The sequence below is a fragment of the Singulisphaera photorubra genome (assembly GCF_045290345.1).
In the GTDB taxonomy this organism is placed as follows: Bacteria; Planctomycetota; Planctomycetia; order Isosphaerales; family Isosphaeraceae; genus Singulisphaera.
Window position 1 is genome coordinate 10,041,431 of record NZ_CP155447.1, and the last position, 24,738, is coordinate 10,066,168.

At 62.4% G+C, this 24,738-nt stretch carries 14 protein-coding genes; 12 read left to right on the forward strand and 2 right to left on the reverse strand.

What is annotated here, in order from left to right:
- Positions 1-304 precede the first annotated feature (304 nt).
- Positions 305-547 (reverse strand): hypothetical protein, encoded by a 243-nt coding sequence (locus V5E97_RS37540; protein ID WP_406696656.1) that lies wholly within the window; start codon positions 545-547, stop codon positions 305-307.
- A 78-nt stretch (positions 548-625) separates the two neighbouring features.
- Here V5E97_RS37540 and V5E97_RS37545 point away from each other — a divergent pair, with 78 nt between their 5' ends.
- Positions 626-1,228 (forward strand): hypothetical protein, encoded by a 603-nt coding sequence (locus tag V5E97_RS37545; protein WP_406696657.1) that lies wholly within the window; start codon positions 626-628, stop codon positions 1,226-1,228.
- A 22-nt stretch (positions 1,229-1,250) separates the two neighbouring features.
- Here V5E97_RS37545 and V5E97_RS37550 read toward each other — a convergent pair whose 3' ends face one another.
- Complete coding sequence (locus V5E97_RS37550; RefSeq protein ID WP_406696658.1) at positions 1,251-2,549, reverse strand: replication-associated recombination protein A; 1,299 nt, start codon at positions 2,547-2,549, stop codon at positions 1,251-1,253.
- 216 nt (positions 2,550-2,765) lie between these two features.
- Here V5E97_RS37550 and V5E97_RS37555 point away from each other — a divergent pair, with 216 nt between their 5' ends.
- The 11 genes from V5E97_RS37555 to V5E97_RS37605 all read left to right on the forward strand — a co-directional run bounded on the left by V5E97_RS37555 (position 2,766) and on the right by V5E97_RS37605 (position 24,721).
- Positions 2,766-5,549: a right-handed parallel beta-helix repeat-containing protein gene (locus tag V5E97_RS37555; protein ID WP_406696660.1), complete on the forward strand. Its 2,784-nt coding sequence runs from the start codon at positions 2,766-2,768 to the stop codon at positions 5,547-5,549.
- 49 nt (positions 5,550-5,598) lie between these two features.
- Positions 5,599-7,269 (forward strand): SulP family inorganic anion transporter, encoded by a 1,671-nt coding sequence (locus tag V5E97_RS37560; protein ID WP_406696661.1) that lies wholly within the window; start codon positions 5,599-5,601, stop codon positions 7,267-7,269.
- Positions 7,270-7,635: 366 nt separating this feature from the next.
- Positions 7,636-9,405, forward strand: a complete 1,770-nt coding sequence (gene ptsP, locus V5E97_RS37565; RefSeq protein WP_406696662.1) for a phosphoenolpyruvate--protein phosphotransferase — start codon at positions 7,636-7,638, stop codon at positions 9,403-9,405.
- A gap of 419 nt (positions 9,406-9,824) precedes the next feature.
- Complete coding sequence (locus V5E97_RS37570; RefSeq protein ID WP_406696663.1) at positions 9,825-11,096, forward strand: QcrA and Rieske domain-containing protein; 1,272 nt, start codon at positions 9,825-9,827, stop codon at positions 11,094-11,096.
- Between the two features lie 145 nt (positions 11,097-11,241).
- Positions 11,242-12,027, forward strand: coding sequence for a cytochrome b N-terminal domain-containing protein (locus tag V5E97_RS37575; protein ID WP_406696664.1), 786 nt, complete (start codon positions 11,242-11,244; stop codon positions 12,025-12,027).
- A gap of 84 nt (positions 12,028-12,111) precedes the next feature.
- The gene (locus tag V5E97_RS37580) at positions 12,112-13,701 is read left to right on the forward strand and encodes a hypothetical protein (RefSeq protein WP_406696665.1); all 1,590 of its coding nucleotides are present in this window, start codon (positions 12,112-12,114) and stop codon (positions 13,699-13,701) included.
- Positions 13,702-13,756: 55 nt separating this feature from the next.
- Positions 13,757-17,410 carry a c-type cytochrome gene (locus V5E97_RS37585; protein WP_406696666.1) on the forward strand — a complete coding sequence of 1,218 codons (3,654 nt, stop codon included), beginning with the start codon at positions 13,757-13,759 and terminating at the stop codon, positions 17,408-17,410.
- Between the two features lie 200 nt (positions 17,411-17,610).
- Positions 17,611-18,549 (forward strand): hypothetical protein, encoded by a 939-nt coding sequence (locus tag V5E97_RS37590; RefSeq protein WP_406696667.1) that lies wholly within the window; start codon positions 17,611-17,613, stop codon positions 18,547-18,549.
- Between the two features lie 208 nt (positions 18,550-18,757).
- Complete coding sequence (locus V5E97_RS37595) at positions 18,758-19,606, forward strand: carboxypeptidase regulatory-like domain-containing protein (RefSeq protein ID WP_406696668.1); 849 nt, start codon at positions 18,758-18,760, stop codon at positions 19,604-19,606.
- Between the two features lie 100 nt (positions 19,607-19,706).
- Positions 19,707-19,877, forward strand: coding sequence for a hypothetical protein (locus tag V5E97_RS37600; protein WP_406696669.1), 171 nt, complete (start codon positions 19,707-19,709; stop codon positions 19,875-19,877).
- Positions 19,878-20,266: 389 nt separating this feature from the next.
- Complete coding sequence (locus V5E97_RS37605) at positions 20,267-24,721, forward strand: outer membrane protein assembly factor BamB family protein (protein WP_406696671.1); 4,455 nt, start codon at positions 20,267-20,269, stop codon at positions 24,719-24,721.
- Positions 24,722-24,738 lie beyond the last annotated feature (17 nt).

The following is a 24,738-nucleotide window of genomic DNA, read 5'->3' on the forward strand; positions in this document are numbered from 1 at the left end:
ATAGGATAAAAAAGGTCCCTATGGCAATCGTGATTCCTTGATCAAGAAGATGAGCAAGTTCCACATGCGACCTCACTTCCCTGAACTCTACTCTGCATACCTCGCGATGAGCCTATCCGATTTTCCGATGGCCTGCAAACTTGGCTCTCGTAGACCGTGAGCATCCCTTTGTAGGCCCAGAACCTGACGCTGCAATTGGACCCACTTGGCGAACTCTAACGAAACACACAATGATGCTTGCGAATCATCAGGCGTGGACCTGGGGAAGCGAACTGTCACACTCGAGTCTCCACGCCGCAATTCATCAACTGGCCACCCGGCGTTCGGGACGGAGTTTGACCGAGATCAGGAGGGAATTCCAATTCGCGCGAGCTTCTATATCAGGTGTGGTCTCGGCGGGATTGCCAGCGGTCTCCTGCTTGCTGGCTCTTCGGAATTGAAGATGTTCTGGCAAGGCATTGCACTGATTGTCGTCGGATTTCTCTGCTTCGGAATCTTGTACTGGAAGCTCAACAGGGAAGGGGAGCCCGGCTTCAAAGTGCATCATGGGAGGCCATCTCACAGCGGTCCGTCCTTTGACCCGGCCGCACCCTCTTCAGCGACGACTGGCCGCCTGGTCGAAGAAATGCGTCGCCGCCGAGTGGAACACCAAACGACCGGGGAACCAGTTCCAGCCAAGGACCAGGCTGTCGCCGCGGCGACCGTGCATACTCTCTTTGCCCATCGGGCCCTGCCGAGTCTCGGCTTCGAGAATCCGTCAAACTTTCTGAACGCCGTGGCTGGTCCGATGGGGGAGCAACTGCTCCGGGAAGTCTGGGCGGATGTCTGCCAACAAACGAAAATCGAGACCGAACCGGCCCCGGCGTCCTTCCCCATTCAGCGGTTCATGCTTGGAAATGAGTTCGCCGTGCTGATCGAGTTGCCGGCCCCACGGCATGTGCCCGAACCCTATTTCGTCGTGTTCGTCACGGAGCTTCCCAAGTCGGCCGACGAGCTTCCTCTCTCATCAGAACGAGCTCGGGCACGCTACTTCACGCTCGAGAAGAGCCACGACGAGTTGGCCGAACTCCTCCAGCCGCGTGAAGCAACCTCGGGCGATCTGCCCGCGACCGTCCTGGGAGAATGGACACTCGACGGGTCTCATCACAATTACGGATTCGGCCCGCCGCCCGACTGGAAGGCGTTCGCATCCGTCCTCGTGCAGCGGTTTGCTCGGAGCCATGAGTGAGACAAGGCGATTCGACTTACGATCAATCCTCAAGATAGCGATGCCCGCGCAGGGACTCGGGAAGACAAGGCATCTCATCCTTCGCCTTCGGATCGTCGTGGGCATAACGATAGCCCTGCCCATACCCTGACGTTTTCATCAACGAAGTGACGGCGTTCCGCAGGTGGAGCGGGACCGGTTCGCGAGGAGTGGCAGCGGCATCAGCAGCCGCGGCTTGATAGGCTCGTTTCACGGCATTCGATTTGGGAGCGCGAGCGAGATAGATCGTCAACTGGGAAAGCGGATAGAGCGCCTCGGGCAGACCGATCATCCGCGTAATCTCGGCCGCCGCGGCAGCCTGGACCATCGCCTGAGGATCGGCGAGTCCCACGTCTTCCGAGGCCAGGATGCAAAGTCGACGGGCAATAAAAATAGGGTCGGCGCCCCCCTCGATCAGGCGAGCCAGCCAGTAAAGGCCCGCGTCAACGTCTGAGTTGCGCAAGGACTTGATCAAGGCTGAGGCCAAGTTATAGTGATCCTCTCCCCCCTTATCATAGGCGAACCGCGAACGACCCAAAGCCTCGACCAGGGTCTCTCGGTCCACCTGCCGCAAGCCGTCGGCCCCCGGTTCGGTCGCCCGAGTCGCCGCATCCAGTGCAGTGAGCGCCACTCGAGCATCGCCCCCCGCGGAATGCGCCAGGAGTCGCAAGTCCTCGTCAGAGATCGTGACCTGGTACCCGAGCAGACCGCGCTCCCGATCCACCATCGCCCGGCGCAGGATTTCGGAAATCTCCTCCTCGCCCAAGGGGTTCAGGACCAGGACCCGCGAGCGGGAAAGCAGAGCCGAGTTCACCTCGAACGACGGATTCTCGGTCGTCGCCCCAACCAGCGACACCGTTCCATCCTCAACGGACGGCAAAAGCGCATCCTGCTGCGACTTGTTGAAGCGATGAATCTCATCGATAAAGAGGACGGTTCGCCGCCCGCCGCGACGATGGCGTTTCGCCTCCGCAACCGCCTCACGCAGATCCTTCACCCCTGAGAGGACCGCGGAAAGCGGGACAAACCGCGCGTGGGCCCGCTGGGCAAGCAAGCGGCCAAGGGTGGTCTTCCCAGTCCCAGGTCCACCCCACAAAATCAAGGAAGGGAGCGGGCCTCGGTCCTCGATCAGGCGGCGGATGAGCTTGCCCTCCCCCGTGAGGTGCTCCTGGCCGACGTATTCCTCAATCGTGCGCGGGCGCATTCGTTCAGCCAGGGGGGCCTCCGGATCAATGGCCGACGGGCTCGCTTCCTCCTCCATTTCCGGTTCGCCGAAAAGGTCCCTCGTTTCTTCCCTGGCCATCGTAAAGATTCCTCGATCCATCAACCGGTTCGTCTGTCCGCGACGCGGCCTGACATGACTGAATGTCCAGTATAACACGAGTTTCCGAGGGGAGAATCCAGGGCTCGGTTGTGGTATGATCGCAGGGCGACTGGGCAAGATTTTGCAGCTATCTCGATTCGCTGGCTGAGCCAGGCGGTCGCTCACGGATTCAGGCATCATTATAAGGAGCCGGCAATGGTGGCCGCATCATGGACGATCGCGTTGAGTCTGGCCCTCGTAGGCGCCGGCGGACCAACCGGTCGATGGCTTGGCCAGGACGGTCGCGACCTGGTCTCTCCCTCGGCGACCCTTGAGCCCAACGGATATCAAGACATCCGCATTCAGCTCAACAACTTGCCTCCACAGCGCGCGTTCAAAGCGATCGAGATCAGGCCGGGCGGGGGCGGTCTCTGGAGTTCCGACCCGGCGTCAAACTCCTGGAAGATCGCCGTGGTGCAAGCTCCCGGCTCAAGAACGGCTGACCTCTATTTTGAGCATGACTCGCCCGAGACAGGGCGACCGCTTCAAATCAAGATCAACTACAACGACGGTACGGCCGCCGAACTCTCGGTCAGGGGAGGCCGATCGAATCCAAACCTTCGCACGCCCGCAACAATGCCGACGATTCGATGGGTCGGGCAGGACGGACAGGACTTCACGGCGGCGGATCTCGGCGTCGGGCCGGACGGATTTCAGGACGCGCGTTTGACCCTCGAGAAGCTTGTCGTGAAGGACACGATCAAAGGGGTCGTGCTTGATGCCGGTGAAGGCGTTCGGTGGCAGGCCGGTGTCAATCCCAACGGGGACTACAACGCCGAGATCGTTAGAGATGGCGCAGACCCGTCAATCGCCCAGCTCTTTTTCCAACCGGTCAAGGACCTGGCAGGACGAGACCTCACGGTCACGATCTCCTATTCAAACGGCAAAAGCGACACGCTGCGGATCAAAGGGGAGCGGACCGACCCAAGGCTGGCGATGCCGCTCCCCTCCGTTCCGAAGCTGGAAGCCGGAACGTTCAACGGTCGCTGGCTTGGCCAGGATGCGAGCCTGGAATCCAACCGGCGAGACGTTCATGTCGCGCTCTCCGGGCTACCGAGCGGTCGAACGATCGAGGCGGCGGTTCTGAGCGACTCCGTGTTCAAGAATTGGACCTATCGGAGCAGCCCGCAAATTAAACTCGAGGTTGAGCCGGGGGAACGACCGCTGACGTTGCGACCAGGGGATGACCCGACCAAAGCCGATCTCTACTTCACCCCGTACCGCAACGAAGTTGGGGCCACCCTGACCCTGCGTCTCATTTTCGGGAATGGAACGAGCACATTCGCCCAGTTCGATGGGGGCGAGTGCGACCCATTCGCGGGATTGCCCCAGCCGGCTGCGACCTCGGTCGTCGCTAAACCGGGAGACGACCTTAACGACCTGGCCAACCGGTTCGGAACGGTCACTCTGGCGGGCGGGACGCACCGTCTCTCCAGGCCGTTGGTCCTCGACAAGCCGGTCACGATCGTCGGTGAGCCAGGGGCCATCCTCGAGTTCTCGCAAGGCCCGTCTGAGCCTCCCTGGACAACGGCGGTCAAGATTCATTGCGGGTCGACGACGCTCCGGAATTTTGCGATCCGATTTGCAGGTCCCGTGCGCTGGAATCAGAAAGTGAACTACGGGCCCGCCGTCATCGGCTCGACCGACAACCTCGAGCCGGCGCGGAGCGACCCCACGATCGGCCTGACCTTTGAGCGGCTCGATCTCGCCAGTCCTCCCCCATCGGGTACCACGGAATGGGAAGAGGCCGTGCGGTTGATGCGGCTCAATACGGCGCAAGGGGGAAGGATCACTGGCTGCACGCTCTTCGGAGGCATGATCGAGTTCTTTGGTGGCCCTTGGCAGTTCGTCGACAACCTCTCTCAAGGGACGCCGAGTGGGACCTTCAGCCATGGCGTGGTCGTCGGCCATTTCGTTCACGACCTGCTCGTCCGGGGCAACCGGGCCAAACCGATCGCCCGCTCGGGTAAGACCTGGCGATTCCTGATCGTGACGGGATACGGGCGCACGGTCCTGGTCGAGAACAATACGGTCGAGGGCGTCGGCCCACGCGACGACGACACGATCCCATCGCACAATGCCCCCGAAATCATCCTGACGGAGTCATACCGACTCAACTTCGAGGGAAGGCCCTCGGCGGTCTCGTCGGACGGGCGCTTGCTCACGATCAGCCCTGTGTTCGGGGGACCTCCTGAAATCGGGTCAATTGTCTCCGTGCTCGCGGGGACACGAGCGGGCGAGTGGCGGACGATCACCCAACATCTTTCGCCGACAACCTACTTGCTCGACTCGCCTCTCCCCTCCGATGCGTCGGTGATCTCGATCAGCGGCGGGTTCGTCAACATGCGGGTCGAGGGGAACACGGTCGACGCCCGAGGCGGGAAGCTTGCCTATTGCCTCGTCTTGCCAGGGAACCATTTCGGGACCCAGGTCCGCGGGAATCGGTTTTTCGGCGGGGGAGAGATCGTCCGGTTCGCGGCGGCCGCCAGCGAGACGCCCATGATCTGGGGCTGGTCCCGAGCCCCCTTTCTCGGCGGCTTGGTCGAGAACAACCTCCTTGAAGACTCGAACGAAGGGGGACTGATCGGCGTGGAGCATTCCAAGCATACCAAGTCGATTGTCGGGCGGACCTACATGACAATCTCCCTGAAGAACAACGTAGTCCGATGGTCCGACGCGTTCCTGCGCCAGCGGAGTCGAGCCAAGGAGAAAATGCCGTTGCGCGGATTCACCTTCGGATTTCTCCCGTCATTCGACCCCGGCGAACTGGTCGTGACCCAACAGGGGGACAGTCTCGCAGCACCCGCGAACGCCCTCGGGAATGTCGGCGTGCAGGTCAACGCGGCCCAGGTCAACGGGCAGAAAATTACGGAGAGAGGGTTCAGGCTGCCCGCAGCCACGGATTCGAACGAAGTCTTGCGTGCAACGACGCGGCCATGAGGTCATTATAGGGGAAGTCGATCCACGAAACTTGGGAGCGTATCGAAACGTGTCATCCCCTTCGACAGCAGCGCGATCGCAACTTGGCTACCGCTGGGCTGCGCGAGGCGATATCAACGCATTTTTCGGACTTACGCTCGATAACCTCGGCGACATGATCCTGATGGCCGGGTTGCTGGTCGGCGTGTTCGGCCTCCCCGCCGAATTCGTCATGACCCGGATGATTCCAGGCACGGCCGTCGGCGTCATGGTGGGGGACCTGATCTATACCTTGATGGCCTTCCAGCTCGCCAGGCGCACGGGACGCTCCGACGTTACCGCGATGCCGCTGGGACTTGACACTCCCAGCACATTCGGCACCGTCTTTCTGATCATCGGCCCTTCGTACCGTGCCGCGACCGCGCGGGGTCTCGACCCGATCGACGCGGCCCATCACGCCTGGTACCTCGGGATCGCCATGATCCTGGCCTCGGGCCTCTTCAAGCTCGGCTGTGCCCTGGTGAGCGACCTGGTGCGGCGGGTCGTCCCCCGCGCGGGCCTGCTCGGCTCGCTGACAGCCATTGCCCTGGTGATCATCAGCTTCCTCCCCCTCATCGACATCGCCGCTCAGCCGATCGTCGGGTTCGCGTCGTTGGCGATCATTCTGGTCACACTCACAGCACGATGGCAGTTGCCCGCCCGATTCCCAGGGGCTCTGGCCGCGGTTCTCGTGGGCTGCCTGATCTACTATGGCATGTACGCCCTTGGTTTCGGCCCCGGGCCAGGCACGGAGGGGAGTCCCCCTTCCACCCACTTGCGGGCGGTCCTACCCTTGCCCGTCGGCCCGTTCCTGGCCTGGCTCAGTGAGTTCTGGCTCGAGGCGGCGAACTACCTTCCCGTGGCGATCCCACTTGCACTGGCGACGGTGGTCGGCGGAATCGACTGCACCGAGAGCGCAGCGGCGGCCGGTGACGACTACTCGACCGGCCAGATCGTCGCGGCCGAGGGCCTGGCCACAGTCGTGGGAGGCCTCTTTGGCGGGGTGATCCAATCGACCCCGTATATCGGGCATCCCGCCTACAAGGCCATGGGAGCCCGGTCTGGATATACCCTGGCGACTGCCCTTTTTGTCGGGGCCGCGGGCATCTTCGGTTATTTTGACTGGTTCTTCTACCTGATTCCCAAGGCCACCGTATTCCCGATTCTGATCTTCGTCGGACTGGAGATCACCTCACAATCGTTCCGGGCCACAGCGGTCCGTCACTATCCGGCCATCGCGCTTGCCTGCGTGCCCGCGCTGGCGTACCTCGCATTGATCACGCTCAACCAGGTCCTCCCCTCACTTGAATTCCGCACCCTCCCCCCCTCAGCGCAGCGCTGGATCCAGACCGTCACGATCCTCTCAGGAGGGTTCATCGTGACCAGCCTGCTCTGGGCAACGACCCTCGCCCACCTGATCGATGGCCGGATCCGGGGGGCTGCCGCCACAATGCTCGTGGCGAGCGCAATGGCCTGGTTCGGAATCATCCACTCCCCGCTGCCGTCGGGCCCGATCGTCGTTCCTCACGTGGCAATGGCGCGACTCAAAGTCGAGGGGCGGGACTTGGCTTCGGCAAACCAGACTCCCTATCATTGGGCAATGGCCTATGGAGGCTTCGCCGCAATCATCCTGATCAGCGGAGCGGTCGGCCGAATCCCGGTCGACCAGGCTGAACCCGCAGCGCCCGATTCCTGGTCTTGATGACATGCACCCGATGCACGCACTCACGACTCAAGATTCTCGTGCCCAACGTTCCGACTTATTCAAGAGAACTGTCGGCCTTGATAAATTCGCTGATTTTAGGTATGAAAATTGCCAGCGGGGACTGGAGAGTACGTGAACCCGATCGGTTGCCACGTGTGACTTCCGTCGAGTTGCCCTCATCACTTCCACTCTACAGCGGGCCCCCGTGGTTTCCTCAGGAGATCCCAACCCGGCGTCGAGATGTCGGTGACTCCAAACTTACGATCAGACGCTGCCGCCTAATGAGGCACGTTGACGACTTGCACCTCTCGGAATTGTCTCCGGAAGGTTTTGAACGCTTGGGAAATCTGGACTGAGTCTGTCATGCACAAGGGTATCGCGGTCAGTCCCGGAGTCGTGGTCGGCGTCGCCTATCGGCTCGACTCCGTCTTCGGATCGAGCGAACCGCAATGCCTGGACAACCCCGAGAGTATTCCGGCCGAGATCGAGCGCTTCGATCGCGCGGTCGTTCTATCGACCACCGAGTTGGAAGCGATCGTGGTCAAGGTGGCCCAGCAGCTCGGGGGGAGCGAGGCTGACATCTTCAAGAGCCACCTCCAGATCGTCAATGACCAGACGCTTCTGGCCAAGGTCCGCTCGTTGATCGAGACGCAACAGCTCACGGCGCTGTCGGCGCTCCAACTCGTGCTCCAGAGTTACGCTGCCACGTTCGCGCGGATCGAGCACGACTACTTTCGCGAGCGGATGACCGACATTCGCGACGTGATCTCGCGGATCGGCTCCCACCTGACGCTTCAGTCTCCTCTGATGCCGACCGGCACCCATGTCGACGGGCACGGGGACGAGCCCGTGATTCTGGTGGCGCATGAGATCCTGCCGAGCCAGGCGATGAGTCTGGGCAACCTGCCGATCGCCGGGATCGTGACCGAGACCGGGGGGGGGACGAGCCACGCCGCGATCCTGTCGCGAAGCCGGGGGATCCCGGCCGTCTCCGGCGTGATTGGAATCACCAACGACGTCCGCTCCGGCGACCTCATGGTCGTCGACGGCCGGGACGGACTCGTCCTGGTCCGCCCCGACCGCGAAACGACCGCCGCCTATCGCAAGCTTCAACGCGAATTCTTTGACCTCAAAGACCGGCTCGTTCTCAACCGCGACCAGCCGGCCCGCAGCGCGGATGGCTCGCAAATCGAATTGCTGGCCAATATCAACAACGTGGCCGACACGCAGGCCGCGCTCAAGGTCGGGGCAACCGGCGTTGGCCTGTTCCGCACCGAGTACCTCTTCCTGACCCACCAGGACGTTCCCGACGAAGAGGAACAGTATCAGTACTACCGCCAGATCATTGAAGACTCGCCCAACTGCACCGTGACGATCCGGACCCTCGACCTCGGCGGGGACAAGACCGTTCCCTACCTGGGACGGCGGAGCGAGGCCAATCCGTTCATGGGATGGCGGTCGATCCGGCTCTCGTTCGAGCACCCGCGGCTCTTCGAGCGGCAGATCCGCGCGATCCTCCGGGCCGGACGGCATGGCAAAGTCAACATGCTCTTCCCGATGATTACGACCCTGGAGGAGCTCAGGTACGTCAACAAGCTCGTCGAAGAGACTCGACGCAACCTCCGCCGCGAGGGCGTTCCGTTCGGAGAGGACGTCAAAACCGGAGTCATGGTCGAGGTTCCCGCCGCCGCCGTCTGCATCGACGCCCTGCTACGCGAGACCGACTTCATCTCGATCGGCTCGAACGACCTGATCCAGTACCTGGTCGCCGCCGACCGCGACAATCCCAAGGTGGCTCACCTCTGCGAACCGCTCAGCCCGGCGATCTTCAAGGTCCTTCAGATGGTCCTCGACGCCTGCCAGCGCACCGGAACTCCGGTCACGCTCTGCGGCGAAATGGCCGGCCAGCCTCGTTCCGTCCTGGCCCTCTTCGGCATGGGATTGCGCCGGTTCAGCATGAGCCCCGCCTTCGTGCCGACGATTAAAGCCCTGCTGAGCTCCGTCACCACGGCTCAGGCCGAACGATTCGCTCACCAAGTCCTCCAGCTCAAGACGAGCGAGGAAATCCGCACCTATCTGACCGCAAGACTTCATGAAATCTCAAGCGCTCTAGAAGTCTTTGATTCTGCATGACCTCGTGCTTGCCCCCTCGCTCCACCGCGAAAAAGAGGCCGGGCCCTGGAAAGAGCGGACCACATCAAACCACGATGTTGCCGCATCGAGTCCGCCTTGCTACGCTAAGGATCTCCTCGGATCGAAGTGCGTCCGCACCCAAAGGTTGCGAGAGCGAGCCGAGGATTTCCCGGACGATTCCCGCAAACGAGAATCAGACCCGAAGCCATTCTCGTTTCTGAGAACCTCATCCGGACACAAGATCAAATGATTTCGCTGGAATCCTCAGTTGTCGAAGCCTGTTACGTCTCTATTTCTGAGTGGGGATTCGCGGCATTGGCTTTGCTACGTGCTCTTGATCCGATCATCTCGCCCGGTGCTCCCGCAAACGACACTCTGAGTCGAGGGGCCGCGGTTTATCGAGAGGCTGGTACCGACCGATGGCGAAACGTCTGAGCGTGAAAGAGATGCTGGAGGCGGCAAGGCAGGGGGGGCCGGCCAAGCCGGCCGACGAGGTCGAAGCATCGGCCGCGCCCACCGAAACGCCTGATTCTCCAGCCGCCGAGTCGACGGCCCCGGCCGCCGAGTCGGCTCCAGTGCCTGCCCCAGCGGCGAACGTCCCGTCGCCCGCATCGCTAGGCCGGCCGATGACCCTCAAAGAGAAACTGGCGGCAGCGCGAGCAGGGGGCTCCGCGCCCCCAGCGGCGGCAGCCCCGCCGGCCGCCGCCGCCGCGGAAGTCGTTGCGGCGGGTGTGACCGAACAGGCTCCGGCAGAACCAGCATCGGCGTCCCCCGCCGTGCCGGCCCCAGCGCCTTCCCTCGGGCGTCCCCTGACGCTCAAAGAAAAGCTCGCGGCTGCTCGCGTCGGAGGGGGAACTCCCACAGCCTCGGCGGCAACCCCGGCGGCGGGCAAGCCCGCCGGTGCGACCGCGGCGGCGACTGCCCCCGCGAAATCCAACGCGCCGCGGACGCTTCCGCCGCTCGACAAGATCACCGATCCCAAAGACCTAGCCGAGGCGCTCCGCCAATCGGGTGCGAAGAAAGCCAAGGAATCCGCTGCACTCGCGGCATCCAAGGCGGCCGAAGCGGCAGGGGCCACTCCGGCCAAAGCGGCGACGGCGGCCAAGGCCGCAGTCCAGAAAGAGACCAAGCCGCAGTCAGTCCTCCCCAAACCGAGCAAAGCCACGGCCGGCGTGGCCGGGACCACCCGGCGCGCCTTCGTCGCAGGGCCGATCTCCTGGATCGTGCTGGGCTGGGCCTCCTTCGCCGCCGGCGTCACTCTCTTCTCGGCGATGCTGGGTCGATTCATGTTCCCCAACGTGCTGGCGGAACCGCCGAGCACCGTCAAGGTCGGCCTACCCTCCACCTTTGAACCTGAAGAGGTGAACGAGCGATTCAAGGCCGAGTGGGGCTTCTGGATCGTCCGTTCCACGCGCTATAACGGCGAAGACATCGTCTACGCACTCCAGTCGGTCTGCACGCACCTCGGTTGTCCCCCCAACTGGTTGGGCGGCGAACAGAAGTTCAAATGCCCTTGCCACGGCAGTGGGTTCTACATCTCGGGCGTGAACTTCGAGGGGCCTGCCCCCCGACCACTCGAGCGGTTCAAGGTCACCCTGGCCGACGACGGCCAGATGATCGTCGACAAGAGTCAAAAGTATCAGCAAGAGTTGGGTCAGTGGTCCGAACCCGAGAGTTACATCACGGCCTGACCGCGTGGCTCGGGTTGTCTCCAGCGGGGCATCGACAGGCCGGCTTTCGGGTCGTATCGTATCGCGATCAAACTGAGCAATCACGACTTGCGCATCCGCGGCTCCGCCTCGGCGGACGCGTTCCGTTCGTCACCAAAGGACGATCATGGCCATCGTTGATAAGATCACCAAATCCATCACCGAGTCGCAGGTCTGGAAGAGCGTTTTTCGCCATCCGATGCCCACCGACCGCCGCAATCGCGTGGTCGTGATGCTCACCAACTTCTTCCTTCACTTGCACCCGGTCAGCGTGCGCAAGCAGGGGATTGCTCTGAGCTACACCTGGTGCATGGGCGGGACGACGTTTTTCCTGTTCATCGTCGAGGTGGTGACCGGCGTCCTCCTCATGTTCTACTACCGGCCGACCCTCGAGCATGCCTACAACGACATTCTCGCACTCCGCGATGTGACCACCCTGGGAATCCTCCGGGAACTCCATCGCTGGGGAGCCCATGCGATGGTGATCGCGGTCTGGCTCCATATGTACCGGGTCTTCCTGACCGGGAGTTACAAACCGCCTCGCGAATTCAACTGGGTGGTCGGCGTCCTCCTGCTGGTGCTGACCCTCTTGCTCTCCTTCACCGGCTACTTGCTCCCCTGGGACCAGTTGGCGATCTGGGCCATCACGGTCGGCTCGAACATGGCAAGGGCCACGCCACTGCTTGGCGTGGAAGGTCCAGGCGCCTCGTTTCTCAAGCTGAATAACGTCAGCATGATCACCTCGGGCTCCGACGCCAAGTTCGCGCTCCTCGGTGGTCGAACCGTCGGCGAGATGACCTTGAATCGGTTCTACGTACTCCATTGCGTGGCGATTCCGCTGGCGGTCTCCCTGCTGATCATGATCCACTTCTGGCGGGTCCGGAAAGATGGTGGGATCAGCGGCCCGATGTGACGATGGGACACGCCCGCCTGGGGTCAGTGACCGCGAATCCCTTGGGCGGGTCCTTTGAGCCACTAACCATTCGAAAAGACGACCATGCATAAGGATCTGACCCCCGGCGTCATGACCGGGCTCGCCTGGTACTACCTCCTCGCGGCGATGCTCAACGCAGCCGCGGCGGCGTATGTCTCCTATATGGAGATCGTCTCGGAGGGGGCCTCGCGCGTCGGGCTGGCTCCCCGGACACGCCGACTTCCCGAATGGCTGATGATCAGCTTTTTCGGACTCTATGGCCTGGCAACCATGATGATCCTCGGCCGGGCCTACCTGCCCGAGGCGACCCGAGTCGCGTATGGCCTCTGCGCCTTGGCCAACGTCCTGGTGGCGATCGCGGCGGCGGCCGACGCAGCCCACTTCAGCGAAGTGAAGGACGAGGGGCACGGTCGGGGCGATGAGGTTGGCCCTCCCAGCCTTGATGACCACCAGCCCGCCGTCGGGCTCGGCAAGGCGATGAATCGAACGCTCTGGACTCTCATCTGGGGGTCGATTGCCGGGATCTTCCAGGTCATGGGCCTGGTCTACATTCTCGGACGCGAGTTCTCACTCCCGCAATTCTTCCGCGATGGCGTCAACTTCGTTTCGGGGCCGACGACCTTCTTCATCGGGGCCACGATCGGCTTCGCCGCGATGATCGCCTATCGCCGCCTCCTCGCCAATGGAATCGTGGCCTGGGCGTTGGTCAACCTGTCCTTGCTCGCCTTCGGTCTGAGCATGACCGACTTCGACTTCCGGGACATCGTCACCAAGCCGGACAACGTTCCGATCGTCGGCCTGATGATTCTGGTCGGCTTCTTCACCTGGCTCAGCCTGCGCCGCGCGGTCATCAATGACTCGCGAATGGCCCTCGGGTTACCCAACCTCGAAGAGCTCGAGCCCGAGAAGACGCTGACCTGGCCCGACCTCGTCTACACCGAACTGATCGCGATGGTCGGGCAGACGATCTTCCTGGTGGTTTGGGCGATTGCGCTCCAAGCGCCGCTCGAACAGCCGGCGAGCTCGACCGTGGCTCCCAACCCGTCGAAGGCCCCCTGGTACTTCCTCGGGCTTCAGGAAATGCTCGTCTACTTCGACCCCTGGATGGCCGGCGTAGTCCTGCCGAGCATGATCGTCGTCGGCTTGATGGCGATGCCTTACATCGACACGAACAAGACGGGCAACGGCTACTACACGATCAGCCAGCGAAAGTTCGCGTACATCACGTTCCAGTACGGATTCCTCGTGCTCTGGGTGATCCTGATCCTGCTGGGGACCTTCCTGCGCGGTCCCAACTGGAACTTCTTCGGCCCCTACGAATACTGGGATTTGCACAAGGTTATCCCACTGAACAACGTCAACCTGTCGGACATCGTCTGGGTGCAAATCCTGGGTCAGACGAAACCGACGAACATCCTGGTCCGGGAGTTTCCGGGCGGCTTGATCGTGGCGGCCTACTTCGCGGTCGTCCCCTTGATCCTGACGAAGATTTCCTTCTTCAAGAAGATCATCGCCCAAGGGGGCTGGCTTCGCTTTAGCGTCCTGACGCTCTTGTTGCTGTTCATGGCCAGCCTGCCGCTCAAGATGGTCCTTCGCTGGACCATCAACCTGAAATACTTGATCGCCATCCCGGAATACTTCTTCAACATCTAAAACAACCGGGATCGGGTGAAGCCGAGCCACCCGGACCCGCGCAGGATGGACGCCCATGCCCGCAACAGAGGAAACTTACCGCAGTCAACCGACCTTGCACATCGTCTTTGCGATCTCGTCAATCGCAATGACGCTTGTCATCGTCTGGATGATCATGGCTGACCACCTCCGACCCTGGAAGAACGTCCAGCGCGAGTTTCACCGGATCGAGGAGGCTAAGCTCAGGGTCTCTGAGAAAGAAAAAGACCGCCAGCAGGCGGAAAAATATCAGACGAAGATCGATCAGCTCAAAACTCAGATCACCGAGGCGGAACAGTTCGAATACAAGAATGCCTCGGAGATCCGGAAGGTCGACGCCGAGCTTTCCCGAGTGGGTGGCCAGAGAGAACGGCTCGATACCGCCAAGCGGTTCCAGAAGGCGGAACTCGACAGCGTCCGCAGCCTCTATGACGGGATGATCGACCGCGACGAGAAGCGGGAAGCGCGGATTTATCGCGACACGATCATTGTCGAGTGCGAACGGAAATTGCAGACGTTGTCCGAGGATCTCGAGAAGGTCGAGAAGCAAGAAAACGAGCTGAAAGCGAAGAAAGAGGATCTGCTCGGACACGTTGATGACCTTAAAAAGCAGCTCGAGGCCCTCACACGCGACGCCGACCGAGTCAAGCGAACGATCAAACAGAAGGAAGAGCAGTATTTCGGCCTGAAAGCCTGGTTCCGGAGCCTGCCGGGTATCGACTTGATGCCCCCGGAGAAAATCCAGCAGATCAGCCTGCCTGACCTGACGATCAACTACAACTTCAAGGATGTGCCTCGCTACGACCGCTGCACGACCTGCCACCAAGGGATCGACCGGCTCGGCTATGAGACCGACGCCCACGGCAAGAAGATGAAAACGGTTTTCGCGGCCCACCCCCACCTGACCGATGGCGCGACGGCGCTCGACCCTCGGGGGAACGTGGTCAAGGCCGGGCTCTACCTCGACGGTAACGGACCGCACAAAATCAATACCTTCGGGTGCACGATCTGCCACGGCGGGCAGGGGTCGGGAACGGACTTCACTTTTGCGTCCCACACCCCAAACGACCTCAAACAAAAGGAAGAGTGGGAGCACAAAAACAACTGGCACGAGATTCATCACTGGGATGAGCCCATGCTCCCCTCCCGGTTCATCGAATCGAGTTGCTTGAAGTGCCACCACCAGGTCACCGACGTTCCCCAGGCGAAGAAGCTCCAGGCTGGGTTCGAACGCGTCACCAAGTTCGGCTGCACCGGCTGCCATACCATCGGCGGTGAAGGGTCGTTCGGACCGGACCTGACCGACGAACGGCAGGTGGGGCCGAATCTTTCCCATCTCGCCTCGAAGGTCTCGCGAGACTGGACGGCGAAGTGGATCAAGAACCCTCACGCGTTCCGACCCGACTCGAGAATGCCCCGGTTCTATGGGGTGTCGAACAATGACTCGCCCGCCGACGCGCCGAAGAACGACGCGGAAATTCAGGCGATCACCCATTACCTCTTCGCCACCAGCAAGCCGCCGGCCGACTTTGTCGAGCCCCCAGCCAAGAGCGATCCCGCGAAGGGGAAGGAACTGTTCCTCCAGAAGGGCTGCCTGGCCTGCCACTCGCATCGCCCCTACGGCAATGGGGAGATTCAGCGCGCCGATCGAGGCCAGATCAACCCGAAGTACAAGCCCGACACGGCAGCCACCCTCGACCCAAGCGGCTTCCCCGAGTCGGTTCGCAACTATGCGAAGGCCGACTACGGACCGAACCTGTCGAACATCTCGGCCAAGTTCAAGTCGCACGCCGAGGGGTACAAGTGGCTGGCCAACTGGATCAAGTCACCCGAGTCCTACCATCCCAAGAGCCTGATGCCCGACTTGCAGCTCTCGATGGAAGATTCGGCGAATATCGCCGCCTGGATCCTCTCGGTCCCGGGTGAGTGGCCCGTCCTGGTCGACGTCCCGGCCGCCGATTCGGCGACCGTCAAGGAAGGCCTTGACGAGTTGGTCAGGCTCTATGTTTCCAAGGGGGGCTACAAGCGTAACGGCAAGCTTGAATCCGTCCCGTTGAGCGAAGTGGACACGTTCGTCTCCACCTCGCTCTCGCAGGAAGACAAGCTGATGTTCCTCGGCGAGAAGACGATCTCCCGCCTCGGCTGCTTCGGCTGTCATACCATCAACGGGTTTGAGAACGCCAAGCCGATCGGCACGCCGCTCAACGGCTGGGGAACCAAGAGCCCGACGAAGCTCGACTACGGCCATATCGCCGAATACCTCATCGATAAGAACGAAGACCAGGATAAGGCGCGCGACGGCACCGACCCGTACTACCAGGAACAGCTCGAAGACCACACCCGGGCCGGCTTCCTCTATCAGAAATTGCACCGGCCGCGGAGCTACGACTTCGCGAAAACGAACGAGGACATCAAGTCCTGGGACGAACGCCTGCGGATGCCCCAGTTCGCCTGGGCGGATAAGCCGGAGGCCGTCGAGGAGGTGATGACGTTCGTGCTCGGCTTGACCGGCGAGAAAATCGCCAGCAAGTACCTGCCGGATTCCCACTACGGACCATCGCAGCTCGCCGTGGCGCAGGGAACCAAGCTCCTCAACCGGTTCAACTGCACCGGCTGCCACGTTGTCGACATGCCGAAGTACACGGTGGCCGCGGGCAAGCCGCTCGAAGCCGCGTTCACCGACCTGGCCACGAACGTGAAGGTCTCGTATAACGCCCGAGCGAACGACTACCTCAAGGAGTTCGCCGCCGGCCTCACCTACGACCCCAAGACGCCCCCCGAGTTGAAGCCGTACGACGGCCAAGGGGTGACCATCGAGGGGATGCCCATCGGCGTCTTCGAAGATGAGTTGACCGTACAGCTCTGGAAGCCCGTGACGATTCGCGGGTTCACCTTCCAGGTTGGCGACAACCTCACGCTCGACCAGACCAAGGTCACCAAGACCGAGGCCGAAGGGGGGAACTTCGCCTGGCTCTATGCGGGCTACCAGGCGGAGAAGACCGGGAGCGATTTCGCCACCTTCTGGAATCGACTCCCCCCACCGTTGCTCCGCGAAGGTTTGAAGGTGCAAACCCCCTGGTTGACCTCGTTCCTGAAGGACCCGTACGCCATTCGACCCGCGGCCAACTTGCGGATGCCCAAGTTCCACTTCGGCAAGTCGGAGGCACTCGCCGCCGGAGAAACGGCCGGCCTGGCCAACTACTTCGCAGCGCGTGACGGAGCGGAATTCCCCTACCAGCCGATCGCCGAACGTGAGCAGGCCTATCTGGCCAAGCTCGAGTCCGAGCATCCTGACTACCTGGGGGCCGGCTGGGACCTGATGGCCAAGGGGGCCTGCATCCAGTGCCATTCGCTCGGCCAGTTCAAGCCGACCGGCGGAGCGGAGGTGGTCAACGGCCCCGACCTTCGTCAGGTCGGGCCGCGATTCCGACCGGGCTATCTTGGAGAGTGGCTGGCGAATCCGAAGCGGCTGGTGCCGTACACGGCCATGCCTCAGAACGTCCCACCGCACGGACCGCCGCCCCCCTTTGTTCCCAACACGTTCGCGGACAAGCCGACCGCCATGGTCATGGCAATCCGTGATACCCTGCTCAACTACGTGAACGCCGTCGAACAGCAACTGGCCACCAACGCCAAGGCAGGCGCAACGAAGCCCGCCGCACCGGCACCCAAACCGGGGGCATCCGAGTAACGACTCCGTTCGTTGACGGAGCTGGCGTTTCCTTCGTCGTCCCCACGCGACCCCTCGGCGGGAAACCTGCTTCCAAGCAGGCCCACCGAGGGGTCAAACGCCTTGAATCAGAGCCTCCAAAGGGGCCCGTCGCATCGGTCTGTCCCTACCAGCCAGCGCGACTTGCCCCATCTCATCCCCACGCACCAGGAGTTTTCCCAATGTCACACGCTTGGACCCGCCCTTCGTACATAGCCGGCCTCAGTCTCGCAGGCGCCCTCCTGTTGACGATCTCTGGGTGTGGTGGCAAGGGACCGGAGGCGGATGACTCGATCGTCATTCCCGACTCGACCGTCGCCGCCCCCACCGCCGCTCCCACCGCTGACGGCACCGCCCCGGCCCCCGCGGCCGCGACAACGGCCTCGCCGACGTCCCCGGCCCTGGCCGAGAATGTCAAGGCGGAAGGATGGGGCACGCTCAAGGGAGTGATCACTTTCGAGGGCACACCGCCTGCGCCGAAGGACCTCGTTGAGAAGGGGAAGGCTCTCAAGGATCCCGAGATCTGCGCCAAGGATCAACCGATCAAGACGGAGCGTCTGATCGTCGATTCCGGCTCCAAGGGGGTCAAGAACGTCCTGGTCTACATCCCCAAGCCGACCGCGGTGAACCCCGAGGCCAAGAGTGCCGCTGCCACCGCGGAAATCGTATTTGACCAGAAAAATTGCATCTTCGAGCCCCATGTGCTCGCCGCAATGACCGGCGCCAAGATTCTGCTGAAAAACAGCGATCCGGTGAATCACAACGTGAATTCCAAGCTCAAGAACAACGGGACCAACCCGAACGTTCCTCCCTCGAGCGAGTTGCCGTTCCTGACCCAAGGGGGCGAGAAAACCCCCGGCGAAGTCGTCTGCGATATCCATCAATGGATGAAGGCGTACTGGATGGTCACGGACAGCCCTTACTTCGCGGTGACCGATGAAAAGGGGAACTTCGAGATCAAGAACGTCCCCGCCGGCACTCAGAAGGTCGTCGTCTGGCAAGAGGCCGTCACCGGCAGCGGCTTCGTGACCCCGCCCTCGGGGCAAGCGGTGACCATCGCCGCGAACGGCTCCGGTACGCTCGAACTCAAGATCGACGCCGGCAAGATTCGGCCGGAATAAAGCGTCAGGGTCACGAAATTCAGTGACCGCCACCGAGCTGATCGCGAGGGCCGCCGCTCCTGTTCATTCAGGAACTGCGGCCCTCGGTCATTGAGGGGATACCCTCGCCGCACTTGAATTGATAAAATTCACAATCCGCCGTACAGGCGCGGCATTGGCCACGCCCCCACCCAGCGCCAACAATCACTGCACAAAAGGGTCGATCGCAATGAAATTCGCGACACGATGGCTTTCCGCGGCCGCCGCTCGGGCTGCTGGAACTCTGGCGGCTCTGACTCTCCTCACGGTGTCCGCCTCGCCCACGCAGGCGGCCGTCCCGGTCGGTCTTCTCGCCGCTCAGCTCCCCACCCAAGCCGGTTACGGAACCATCAAGGGCCGATTGGTCCTGGACGCGGCCAGTGCTCCCCCTCGCATCGTGCTTCAGGAGAAGGGCCAGGCTCAAAAAGATGGCCAGGTCTGTGCGAAAGATGAGGCCATTCTCGACGACAAATTCGTCGTGGATCCCAAGACCAAGGGAATTCAATTCGGATTCGCTTACCTGGCCAAACCGAACGGTAAGAATCCGGAAGCCCTGAAGGCGATTGCAACCAAGGCGCCCGAAGTGGTCGTCGACCAGGTGAACTGCCGATTCGTCCCCCACAACGTCGCCGTGACGACCGACCAGACGGTCATTTTCAAGTCGAGCGACCCCACGAGCCATAACCTGCGCTACGCCGGCTTCGCCAACGGCGGCTTCAACCAGATGATGCCCGCCAAGAGCGAGGTTGAGAAGAAATTCTCGGTGGAGAAGCGTCCGATTGCCGTGGGCTGCGACCTCCATCCCTGGATGACCGGCTATCTCATGGTGTTCGATCACCCCTTCTTCGCGGTCACCGGGGAAGACGGCTCGTTCGAGATCAAGGGCGTCCCCGCCGGGAAGCAAAACGTAGTCGTCTGGCAGGAGAAGGCAGGGTACGTGACCCCTGGCTTTGCCGTTGGTGTTCCCGTTGAAGTCAAAGCCGATGCCACCGTCGATCTCGGTGACGTCAAGCTCGACCCCAAGAAAATCAAGCCGTAATCGTGGATGGATTCACCCAAGGGCCTTGCCGTCGGTTCACCCGACCAAGGCCCTTCCCAACTTCCTTCCCCTTCCACAACGAGGATGCGGACTCTCCCCAATGACGCGCCAACGCCTCGGCCGCGGGCTCCAATTCCTCGGCTTGCTCATCCTCCCGTTTGGAATCGCCTCTGAGTTAGTGGACAGAATCGGATTGGGGCAGTCCCTCCTGATCGCAGCCGGTGGGGCCCTCGTTTTTTACGTCGGCTACGTCATGCAGCACCGACCCTGAGCTTATTTTTGCATGCTTTTCCAGCAACGCCTCCTACAATTAAGGCATATTACTGATCGCGGAGCGTCTACCGGAACCGCGCTGAGGCGTCAACCGGGAGTATGACCCGTCGCGGTATTTGATTTGCTGTTGCAAAAGACGTCGTTCCTGGTGTCGAATAGATGATCGATTTCGAGGTCGCAGCGCATGCGATAATCGGGTCAATTCTTCGCGAACAGGAAGGCTCCGAGGGTCGATGGAAAGTACACGGCTCTACCGTTTGCACCCGTGAATGGTGATGACGGAGTCAAGCGGGTATCCGCTTTCTGATTCCTGGTCCTCGCGTGAAGTCCGCTATCCCCTGTTCGATCGACGTCCACCCCGGACGATCGGGCACGGAGGGTCCGCTCATGACGAAGTCTCGGTCGGATCGGGCAGGTCGTTTCGCTCTCCTGATCGCTGCAGGTTTTCTCCCACTTCTCGCGCCTTGTCCGACCCTGGCCCAGGGACCGAATCGCACGGCGACGAAGTTTTATCCCGACTTCAGCGACACGGCGGATGCTCTGCTCCGCAACGCGTCGAGCCATGCCCGGGACGGGCAGTGGGCCGAGGCGATCGATATCTATCAGCGTGTGATTCAGCAGTACGGCGATAAAGTCGCCAAGCTGCCGAATGATGACGCGGCCAGCGATCGCACGGGCGAATCAGTCCTCTACGTCGACCTTCGCCACTTCTGCCAACGTCGCCTCGCGACGCTACCCGCCGAGGCGCTGGCGATTTACCGCCGGCGGGTCGATTCCCAGGCGGAACGTTGGTATCGGCTGGGACACGACGAACGAGATCGCGCGTCACTTCGACGGATCGTCGAACAGGCCTTTTGCAGCACCTGGGGTGACGATGCGCTCGACCTGCTTGGAGACCTCGCGTTCCAGGACGGGCGGTTCGAAGAGGCAATCGCACTCTATAAACAGATCGTTCCCGACTCGACGGACGACCGCTCCGGCTTGATCTACCCCGATCCAAGCGTGGACCAGGCGCGGGTCGCGGCCAAGAAGCTCCTGTGCAGGGCCGCGCTCGGCGAAGCCGTGCCGGACCAAGCCGCGCTCGCGAGCTTTGCCAAGTCGTACCCCGACGCCACCGGTTCCCTGGCCGGACGGACTGGCCCTTACCTGAAAACGCTCGTGGCCGCCCTGCGATCGGACCAGCTTGCTCCCCCAGCCCAGCCTGACGGTCGGTGGCCGACGTTCGCGGGCTCGCCGACACGGACCAAGGTGATGCCAGGCGCGATCGACGTCGGTTCGCTTCAATGGCAAGTTCCGCTCCCGACGTTCGACCTCACCAGGCGGGCGCCCATGAACCCGTTCGGTCCCCGAGGGGGAGTGAGCGGCGCAATGAAGGTGGCCGACAATCGACTGCTCTCGTACCACCCGATTGTCCTGGGAGACCAGGTGATCGTCGGTACGGAGAGTAAGGTGATGGCATACAACCTGAACGATCGCCCCGAAGGTCCGGCGGGAAGTCCTTCGATGACGGTCAATCCGGTCTGGGAGGCTCCCCCGGATAATCAGGAGACCGCCGCGATCGCATCCGCGCCGAACTCCACGGTTCCTCGGTATACGTTGACCACTTTCGGTGATCGGATCTATGCCCGACTCGGACCGGCCAATCCGGTCTACCAGGGACGATCGGTCCCTCCAACGTCGAGCCGGATCGTCGCGCTCGACCGAAAGACCGAAGGAAAGGTGCTCTGGTCGGCGCTGGCCAGCGAGGTCGACTTTCCGCGGCGGCCCGCCGACGGCACCAATCGAACCGGGTTCGAGGGCACCCCGGTCGCCGACGCGCGCAATGTGTATGTCGCCATGACCGACCGGCGCGAGCAGATCTCAACCTACGTGGCATGCCTGGATGCCGAGAGCGGCAGCACTCGCTGGGTCCGCTATCTCGGGGCGGCCTCGCCCGACGGCGACAATATGATGCCCTTCGGCATGGGGGGGATGGGCTTCGGGATGGCCTCCATGTCGCACGACTTCGGCCATCGCCTGCTCACCCTCGACGGGCCCACCATCTACTACCAAACCAACCTCGGCGCGGTGGTCGCACTCGACGCGGAGACGGGCGGGATTTGCTGGGTGGCCACCTATCCCCGGCAAGACCTCGCGGAAGGGGGAGCGAAGAACGAACGCGACCTCAACCCGGCGATCGTCCATGACGGCCTGGTGATCGTGGCTCCCGACGACTCCGTCTGCATCTATGCCTTTGACGCAGCCAGCGGACGGCTCGTCTGGAGAAGTGAAGCTCTGCCGAACGGCGTCAAGTTGGCCCACCTGCTGGGCGTCGCCAAGGGCCGCCTCATCGCAACCGGGGATCGCGTCTTGCTCTTCGACGTCAAGACCGGGAAACTCCTGAACACCTGGCCCGACGGCGGCCACGGCTACGAAGGATACGGCCGAGGCGTTCTGGCAGGCGATCGGATCTACTGGCCCACAAAGAACGAGATCCATATCCTCGACCAGGCGAGCGGACTCCGGGCCGATCCCTCGATCAAACTCCAGGAATCGTTCCGTACCACCGGCGGTAACCTCGCTGTCGGCGACGGCTATCTGATCGTGGCCCAGGCCGACGCGCTGGTCGCCTTCTGCCAGAACAGCCGGCTGATCCAACGCTATCGCGATGCGATCGCACGAGCGCCCGACCAGGCGGGAAACTACTTTCGCCTGGCCCAGGCCGCGGAGGCCACGAACCAGGATGAACTGGCAATCGAGTCGTTCGTGATGACCTTGAAGAAGGCCCGTCCCTCCGAGACGATGGACGGTGTGTCTCTGTCCGACGCCACGCGCGATCATCAATATCGCCTACTGATGAAGCTGGGGAAGAAAGCGACGACCGCGAAAGAGTGGGATCAAGGTGCCACCCGGTTCGGGGCGGCCGCTCAGGCCGCACGGGTCGACCGCGACCGCCTTACCGCTCGGCTCAAACTGGCCGAAGTCGAGGTCGCACGAGGCACGCCAGGCGAGGCCGTGAGAATCCTCCAAGGGTTACTCGAGGAGGAGCCGATGCGGCTCCTGAACCTCGCCGCGGATGACGGCCACCGAACGATTCGCGCCGACCTGCTGATCGGTGATCGGTTGGCGACACTGATTCGCGAGCACGGCCGCTCCCTCTATGCCGAATACGACGAAGAAGCTCGTAAACTGCTGGAAAAGGGGCGAGAACAGAAGAGTCCGCGCCTCTTGGAGGAGGTCGGTCGGAGCTACCCGGTTGCGCAGGTGGCTCCCGAAGCCTTGCTGGCGCTGGGGCGGCTTTGCGACTCGCTGCAACGGCCGGCCGATGCCGCTCACGCCTATAAACGACTGCTCACGAGCTCGCCCACCGATGAACTGCGAGCGCGGGCCTTGTGGGGATTGGCCCATGCCTACGAAGTGCAACGGCTCTGGGTCCCTTCGCGCGACACGTACGTCGAAGCGATGACACGCTTTGGCAACCTTCGAATCGACGAGGTCGGAACCGCCTCGAGGCTCGGCGACCTCGTCGTCGAGCGACTCGCACGCGAGCCCTTTGCGCAAATGGCGGCCGATCGCGCGGAGCCGAACCTGCCGATCCCCCTGGTTCGCCGCTGGAGTCGGACACTCCCGGACCAGGCCAAGCCCCTCAGCGCCGAAGGCGTCCCTCCGTCGGCCATCGCCAACCGGATCTTCCTGGTCCGGGGCACGGAACTCGCCTCGGTCGACCCCAACTCGGGGGCCTCGCTCTGGTCGGCCGACCTTGGCGGTGCTCCAGTCTGGGTGGGCTATCTGGCTGACAAAGTCGTCGCGGCCACGACGACGCGCCTCGTGGCGCTGAGCCTGGAGAAAGGGACGGCCGAGTGGACTCACGAGATCGGCGGGGCACCTCAGGCGAAGTTGGGGCCGCACCCGTTTGCCAAACCCGAGGTTGATACCAATCCGGAGAACTCCGCCTCGGCCCTGTTACACGGATTTCAGATTGTCGGCAACCGCTTGTTCTGTTTCCGAGGAACTCGCGAGCTCTTGCAGGAAGGGGAAACCCTCGAGCTCCGGGCCCTGGACGGCGACACCGGGCTCATCGACTGGTCGTACGCGCCGGGCGCGGGGAAACTCAATCCGCTCGCCTTGTTCGGGCCACGGCAGATCGTGCTCCAGGTCTTGAAGCCGAACTCGATTCTCGTCCTCGAGACCGAGGGGGGCCGGCGCAAATCCGAGTTTCCCCACGCGAGCTCCGAAGCCTGGCTTCGAACTCCGCTGCCGATCGACGACGATCATATCGCGCTCGTGCCCGACCGACGGACGATCGCCCTGTTTGACATCCGTAAGGGGATGGATTCTTGGGTCTTTCGCGAGAGCGACAAACTTCCCAAAAACGGTTCGCCTCGCCTGCTCGGCAACGCGGAAGTTTTGCTCGTGATTCACGAGGGGACCGAGTTGATCCGCCTCGACCCAGCCACAGGTGAGAAGCGTTGGTCTCATCCGCTCGGCGCGGAAGACCTGAGCGAGCGGACCGATGCCACGCTGGCCGACAGCCAGCGCTTCTATTGGGCGAGCGACCGAACCCTCAATGCGCTTTCGCTCAAAGACGGTCGCCTGGTGTGGTCCAGTCATTTGACGGGGGCGGACTCGGATTGGGCTCTCGCGTTGACCGAGCGTTGCGTGTTAGCCTTTCCTCTCTTCCCGACTTCCACGCCCGGAGATGGCGAGGGGTTGCCGCTTATCTTCCGCCGTCGCGACACGGGGACCTTGGTGCAACGAGTGCTCTTTCCGGCGTCCACCTCCGACGTGACCGTACGCCTCGCCGCGAAAGGGGTGATGGTAGCGACCCACGAGGGCTTCTGGGCGCTCGGAGATCGTCAGTAAGTAAGTCCGATGGACGC